The sequence below is a fragment of the Marinilabilia sp. genome, from assembly GCF_016278715.1.
Lineage (GTDB): Bacteria > Bacteroidota > Bacteroidia > Bacteroidales > Marinilabiliaceae > Marinilabilia.
On the sequence record NZ_JADQBH010000223.1, the window covers coordinates 47269 to 55252 of the forward strand.

Annotated in this window: 4 protein-coding genes; all 4 read left to right on the forward strand. The window is 44.6% G+C overall.

All coding sequences use genetic code 11. The annotated features are described in order from the left end of the window. A partial coding sequence (locus QZZ43_RS13755) for a Calx-beta domain-containing protein (protein WP_291860472.1) occupies window positions 1–3833 on the forward strand: 3833 nt, incomplete at its 5' end. Between the two features lie 47 nt (window positions 3834–3880). Further along, window positions 3881–4831: a type IX secretion system membrane protein PorP/SprF gene (locus QZZ43_RS13760; RefSeq protein ID WP_291860475.1), complete on the forward strand. Its 951-nt coding sequence runs from the start codon at window positions 3881–3883 to the stop codon at window positions 4829–4831. A gap of 16 nt (window positions 4832–4847) precedes the next feature. Then, window positions 4848–6758, forward strand: a complete 1911-nt coding sequence (locus tag QZZ43_RS13765; RefSeq protein ID WP_291860477.1) for a carboxypeptidase regulatory-like domain-containing protein — start codon at window positions 4848–4850, stop codon at window positions 6756–6758. A gap of 88 nt (window positions 6759–6846) precedes the next feature. Then, window positions 6847–7785 carry a mechanosensitive ion channel family protein gene (locus QZZ43_RS13770; RefSeq protein WP_291860479.1) on the forward strand — a complete coding sequence of 313 codons (939 nt, stop codon included), beginning with the start codon at window positions 6847–6849 and terminating at the stop codon, window positions 7783–7785. The last annotated feature ends 199 nt before the right edge of the window (window positions 7786–7984 follow it).

Sequence of the window (7984 nt, forward strand, 5' to 3'; positions counted from 1 at the left end):
CAGTTGCAATTACCGGTGTTACAGGCGGAGGTGCATCCGTCGGTTCTCCCGCTTCACTGAATCTGCAAATCACAGACAACGAAACAGTGCCCGAAGTTTCCATTTCAGCTGGGAACAATTCTTTTAGAGAAAACGAAAGTACTACTATAACCGCCTCTCTGAATCATGTTTCATCCGAAGATATAATCATCACCTTAGCGCTGAACGACCAGACTACCGAACCCGAAGACTATTCCATTTCGCAAAACCCGATTACAATATCAGCAGGCTCGTTTTCTGCTTCGACAACCATCATCGGAGAAGAAGATAACTTCTATGAAGGAGTTGAAACACTGGAAGTTTCCATCCATGAAACTTCCGGAGGCTCAGTAAGTACAGGTGACAATCTTCCTGTAGTTCTTACCATCAGCGACGTTCAAACTGCTCCCAGAGTTTCTTTAAGCATCTCCCCTGCAACCATAAGTGAAAACCAAACCTCCACGATCACTGCATCTTTGACAAACCCCACCTTTGAAGATGTAATAGTTACCTTGTCTACCTCATCAGGAGCAACCCAGAATGAAGATTTTTCGCTCAGCGCTTCTGTAATTGTAATTCCGGCTTTCTCCTCCTCTGCTTTCATTACCCTCACCGGCATAGATGACGACATTTATGAAGGAACTGAAACGTTCACCATCTCCATCCTGAGTGTTTCAGGAGGGGCAGCGTCTGAAAACGGAACTCAGCAACAAACGGTGGTACTTACCGACAATGATAACGCTCCTTTGGTCTGGCTCTCCGCATCACCGCTATCTATCGCCGAAAATGGCGCCTCCACGTTAACAGTTAACCTGAGCAATCCAACCACACAGAGTGTTCTGGTCAATCTGGAAGCTACTTCCACCACTGCCGATAATAATGACTATCTGCTGACAGCCACCTCCATCACCATCGCTGCAGGAGAAACTTCCGGAACCACAACGCTGGAAGCTATTTCTGACAACCTCTTTGAAAACAATGAAGAAATTACTGTGAGTATTACAGGTGTTGGCGGTGGTGGTGCTTCAGCAGATGGTATCCAGGAAGTAGTCATTACCATTGAGGATGCCCAGTCAATGCCCACAGTCTCTCTGGCCTTTTCAGGAACCCCATTTTCCGAAAACGGTGGAGTTGCCTCCTTAATTATTGAGTTAAATCATGCCTCTTACCAGCCTATAACAGTGGAACTTTCTTTTTCAGGAACAGCATCAACATCAGACTACACCGGCAGGCAGACTCAGGTGGAAATTCCTCCGGGCAGCCAAAGTCAAAGCATATCCATAACAGGTGTAGATGACAATGAAGCCGAAGGAGAAGAGACCATCGTGGTAACCATTGAATCGGTCACCAATGCAACCGAAGATGGAGAACAATCGGCAACTGCCTCCATTTCTGATGACGATGTTCCCGGAATCAAGATATCTCTCACCGATGCGAGCACTCAAACTTCCGAAAACGGCGGTCAGGATGCGTTTACCGTAGAATTAAACACCCGTCCTGCCTCCAACGTGGTTCTTAGGATAAGTGGACTGGATCAGTCAGAGGGCTCTCTCAGCACTGACCAACTTACTTTCACATCCGAAAACTGGGATGAAGTGCAAATCGTTTACGTTTATGGTGTAGATGACAATGAAGAGGACGGAGACATTACCTACACCCTGCTGCTTTCGCCAATTAGTCATCTTTCAGATGCAGCTTATCGCCGGCTAACAGCCCCGGTGGTGGTGACCAATATTGATGATGATGATGCTGGCTTTGAACTAACCATCACCAATACACATACACAAACCAATGAATCGGGAACCCGCGATATGTTTACGGTTGTTCTTCTCAGCAAGCCCACATCGAATGTTGTGTTAGAAATCACAGGAGTCGATAATTCCGAAGGAACCCTTAGCACATCTGAGCTGACATTTACACCTGACAACTGGAATACCTCACAATCGGTAACCATCACAGGAGTGGACGACAGTGAAGTAGATGGAAATATAAATTATTTCCTCACTATTTCTGTAATTAATGATCAATCGGATGCAACCTATCATGATCAACACCAAACATTACTGGTAACAAATATTGATGATGATGCAGCAGGAATTTTAGTTTCACTGCAGGGGGAAGCCATCCTTACAGAAGAAGCCGGAACCTCTGATGTTTTTGAGGTGTCACTCAGCAGCAGTCCTATTTCAAATGTGGAAATCGTTATTACCGGCCTTGATGATTCCGAAGCCACTATAGACAAAACACGGCTCATTTTCACCCCCGACAACTGGAGTCAACCCCAAATAGTTACGCTCACAGGAGTGGACGATTATCTGGTTGATGGTGACATCGACTTCACCATTACATTGACAGTGGACAACAATACTTCTGATCCGGACTATCACAATTTAAATGAACAGATTGCGGCAACCAACACCGACGACGATACATCGGGAATTCTCATCACACAGAGTGAGGAAATAACTCAGACTTCAGAAATTGGAGACGCCGACAGCTTTACTGTTCAACTTAACAGTCGGCCCCTTACCAACGTAACCATAAACATTTCAGGCCTTGACACTTCCGAAGGCGTCATCAGCAATAATCAATTAATTTTTTCGCCTGATATTTGGGATAGCCCTCAAACAGTTACCATCACAGGGGTAGACGACGATGAAGTAGATGGGAATATAGATTACACCCTGACCATTGCAGTGATTGACGAACATTCGGATCCCACTTATCATGGACAGAGTGTGGATCTGACGGTTACCAGTATAGATGATGATTCGTCTGGCATTGTGATTTCTATGTCAGGAAGTGAAATCTCTACTGATGAATCCGGAACCAGTGCCAATTTTGATGTTATGCTTAGCAGCCAGCCAACCTCCGATGTGGTCATTTCCATTTCCGGAATGGACGACACCGAAGGGGAATTGGACATTAGTCAACTTACCTTCACCAGGTCCAACTGGGGCCAACCTCAGACTGTTACTGTAACAGGAAAAGACGACTCTCTGGTGGACGGCGACATCAAATATACACTTACGCTGGCGGTAAATTCTGACATTTCGGATGATACCTACCGGGGCATCTCCACCTCTATTGATGTTGTAAACTCCGACAACGATGTGCAGGAGGAGAACCATCCTCCTGAGGCAGAAAATGATGTTTTTGAAATTGATAATGACGAACATCTTTCAGGAACCTCATTATTGGATAATGACAGTGACCCGGATGGTGACGTGCTGTCCATTGATACAACACCTCTCGAACCACCACAACACGGTCTATTGACAATTTTCACCGATGGAACCTTTGAATATGAGCCAAACACGGGATTTTCCGGAACTGACAACTTTGAATATCAGGTTTGCGATAACAGGATGCCCTCTCTCTGCGCATCGGGCATCGTAACCATAACGGTTAAACAACCCGGAATGGATCCTGTTGGTGATACCGATAATGATGGCATTCCTGATATGCAGGAAGGAGATGGAGATTGCGATGGTGACGGTTTGCCCGACTGGAGAGATTCGGATCCCTGTTTTGAGGAACTTCAAGTCACCAAAGGGTTTTCACCAAATGGAGATGGTTATAACGATGAATTCGACCTGCTCTGGTTAGGCGAATATGACAGGGTTGGTGTTGTGATTTTCAGTCGCTGGGGAGAGGTGGTTTATGAAAAGGACCCCTTCGACAGCCCCTGGGATGGGAAAGCCACCTCAGGCTTTAGCAAAGGGAAAGGACTTCCGGCAGGAACCTATTACTATATCATCACCATTTACGACATCAACAAGAAACTGAACGGATACTTTTACATCGCCAGATAATCAGAACAAAGTGAAGAAAAACTTAAAACACATAAGACACCGAAGAAATGGGGCTATTAAATAAGATATTTCATCAAAAATCGCACCTGTGGCTACTCATCATCCTGATGAGCCCCTTCACAGATGTATCCGCACAGCAGGAACCCCAATACACTCAATACATGTTCAATACCATGGGGGTAAACCCTGCTTATGCCGGGACACGGGAGGCACTCAATGTATCTCTGCTCTCCCGCCACCAATGGGCAGGATTGGACGGCGCTCCCCGCACTTACGATTTATCGGCACACACCCCTTTCAATAATTTCAATATGGGACTGGGATTCTCTATAGTCTCAGACAATTACGGCCCCGTCAACAATCTGTTTTTTAACGTTAATTATGCCTACCGGATTCAACTTTCCCGGACGACCACACTTTCGATGGGTATCAAAGGAGGATTGTTCAACTATCATGTCAACCTGAGCAGCCTCGAAACTGATGCCGCAGACCCTGCATTCGAGAAAGACCTTGAGCAGCGATTCAAACCCAATGCCGGAGTGGGCCTCTACCTCTATTCAAAAAAATTTTATGTGGGAATCTCGGCACCCCGTCTTATTGAAACCGACCTAAGTGGAAATCAGACTACTACAGGAAAAATTACAGAACTTCAACGTCACTACTATTTCATGGCAGGGCTGGTGATTGGCAATCAAAAATACTTCAAGTTCAAGCCATCACTGATTACCCGGGCAGTTGAAGGAGCCCCTTTTTCAGCCGAAATCACCGGTCAGTTTATTTTCAATCAAACACTGTGGACCGGAGTATCCTATCGATCCAATCAGGCCATTGCGATGCTCGCAGGCCTTCAAATTACGCGTCAGCTAATGATTGGTTATTCCTACGACTTTCCAATTTCAGATTTAAAACCGTTTGACTCAGGAACTCACGAAGTAATTATCAGCTACGACTTTAAAGGCTTCAGGAAAAATGGGCTGGTGTCACCACGTTATTTTTAAGTTAAAATTTTATTTGATGATGTCCGGAATCAAACACCATATTAGAAATTATTTCTCTTTTCAGGGGACAATAGTTTTCCTCCTATTCTTTGTTGTGCTCATCTTCTCTGCCGAAAGTCAAACCCGGAAGAGTAATCCTGCCGTCAAAGCCTCATCGGGTAAGTCCGAAAAAGCCATTCGTGCGTTCAACAACATGGCCTATCCCCGGGCCATAAGAATTTTTGAGACCCTGAATGAAAAAGGTAAACTAAACAACGCTGAGAAAAGTCTTTTAGGCATGGCCTGGTTCCGGATTGATGAGCCCGCCAAAGCAGCCGAAATTTTTGCATCCATAGGCGAAGACCGTCTCTCAGGCGAGTTCCTTTACACTTATGCCCGAGTGCTTCATTCCCTGGAGCATTATAAAGATGCCGATAGGGTAATGGCCCGATACCACTCCCAAAATCCGGACGACACCAGAGCTCACAAACAACTTAACAGCTATGAACGGGTTAAACAACTCAAACAAACAAACCGATACAAAATAAGACCTTTGAATTTAAACAGTTCTTTTGCTGACTTTTCTCCGCTTCTGCAAAACGGAATATTATTCTTCACTTCCAACAGAAGCATTCAATCACTCATCAAGAGACAAACCGCACAAAACAACAAACCTTACCTCAACGTTTTCATGGTTGTACCCCAGGGTGAATATTTTTCCACTCCGGAACCATACTTTTCCAACTTCCAAACCAGGTATCATGATGGACCTCTATGCTTTAACACCACCGGCACAGAAGTTTTCATTACACGCAACGCTTTTCAACAGAATGGCCCGGATAATTACACGCGCCTGAAGATTGTTTATTCCACGCGAAACAACCGGGGAGAGTGGAGCGACCCGGTGGACTTACCCTTCAATGTTACCGGTTCTTCAACCGGTCACCCCTGGCTGACAGCAGACAACAACCGCCTCTATTTTGTGTCCGACCGCCCTGGAGGTTCCGGTGGCAGCGACATCTGGTACATAAACAGAACATCCGGGGAATGGGGAATTCCCGTCAATGCCGGAGCCGAAATCAACACCGAAGGAAATGAAATGTTTCCCTTTGTTGCCTCCGACGGAAAACTCTACTTTGCTTCCGACGGACACCCGGGAATGGGAGGTCTGGACCTTTTTGTTTCCATCAGAAAAGGAGAAAAACAAATTGTGAAAAACATGGGATATCCAATCAATTCGGAGAAAGATGACTTCTCAATTTTTCTGAACCCCGACGGGAATACCGGCTTTTTTGCTTCTAACCGGCCCGGAGGTTTGGGAGATGATGATATTTACAGGTTTACGGTGCTCAATCCAATCACATTCGACGAGGATAGTCCCCAAAACGACCAGAAACAGAAACAAGAATCTTCTGACCTCTTTAAATTCAGAATTATTGATCAAAAAACAGAAGACCCTGTTTCGGGGGCTTTAGTGGGCATTCTGGACAGCCAGGGCCGCTACCTGGGAGAAGAAACTTCTGACGAAAACGGCTATTTCGTTCTCAATGACTCCACCAAAGGGAAAATCAACGTTATGACAGCGGTAGAGTACTATTACCCTTACGAGGATACCTTCACCCTTAACGACAAAAATGAAACCCATTATTTGATGTTAAGACCTCTGCCCACATATGGCATCTTCGGACAGTTAACAACAGCCAACAACGGCACCCCCTTGTCAGGTGTAACAATAACCATATCATCAGCATCGCAGGATACCAAAACATTCACATCCGATCAGGAAGGAAAATTCAGAATACGGCTGAATCCCTACTCCAGCTTCAGGATCGAATTCAGTAAAAAAGGTTACTCATCCATCCAAACCGAATACTCCACCATCAATAAAGAAAGAGGTTACATCAATCTAAACCAATCGATATCTCTGAAAATGAAGCCCGGTTTATAATTCGTTTTTTCTGACAAACCGAACAAAAGGGCAATGATTGTTTTTAAGTTTCAGAGTCTTTTGTATTTTTAGGGAAAACAGAAAAATCATGAAAGAACTACTTACAACAGATTTTTGGTCAAAATTATTGGAAAGTACTATTAACTGGACTATCACTGAGATACCGGGCCTCATTATTCTCATTATTGCGCTTACTATTATGTTGCGCGTAGTAAAATATTCCATCTCCCGTTTGAAAAAAATCCTCCTTCGACGAGCTACAAACGACAAAACAGTTGATGCAACTGAAGCCGAAAAAAGAATTCTCACACTTACAGGCATCATTTTGGCCACGGTTCGCGTTGTGTTGATGACGGTTTTCATCATCATGCTGTTAAGCAAGTTTTCTATTGACGTAGGCCCCCTGATTGCCAGTGCAGGTATTCTTGGACTTGCAATTGGGTTTGGCGCACAGGAACTGGTGCGTGACTACATTTCCGGATTCTTTATGCTTCTTGAAGACCAGATACGAACCGGAGATGTTGCCATCATTAACGGGACCGGAGGTCTGGTGGAAAAAATTGAACTACGCACCATCACTCTGCGAGATTTCAACGGAACAGTTCATATTTTCCAAAATGGAAAAATAAGTTCCCTCGCTAACATGACCAAAGAGTGGTCGGCCATGGTTTTCGACATTGGGGTAGCCTACAAGGAAGATGTAGATCAGGTTATGCAAATTATGAAAGAGGTGGGCGAAGACCTGCAAAACGATCCCGAGCTAGGCAGCAACATCATTGAACCCATCGAAATTTTCGGGCTGGATAAATTTGGAGACAGTGCATTGATTATCAAAGCCCGTCTCAAAACCAAACCCATTATGCAATGGACCACCGGGCGGGAATACCGACGAAGGCTAAAAATTGCTTTCGACAAACAGAATATCGAAATACCATTCCCACACACCACTGTTTATTGGGGTGAAGAGATTAACCCGCTTAAACTTTCGGTGGAACAACAGCAAGCCGAGAAAAAGATGCAGAACTAATGAAGATTCTAAATTAGGATTGTTTCAGTCACATACTTTTAAAACAACATTATTAAACTTAAAAAGGAGTTGTCCAAAAAGTATTAAGGACCAAAAAAATGTCATATTGAGCGTAGTCGAAACATCTGTCTTTCAAGTGAACAGATTCTTCGACAAGCTCAGAATGACATCAAAGTTGGACTTTTTGGACAGCCCCTTT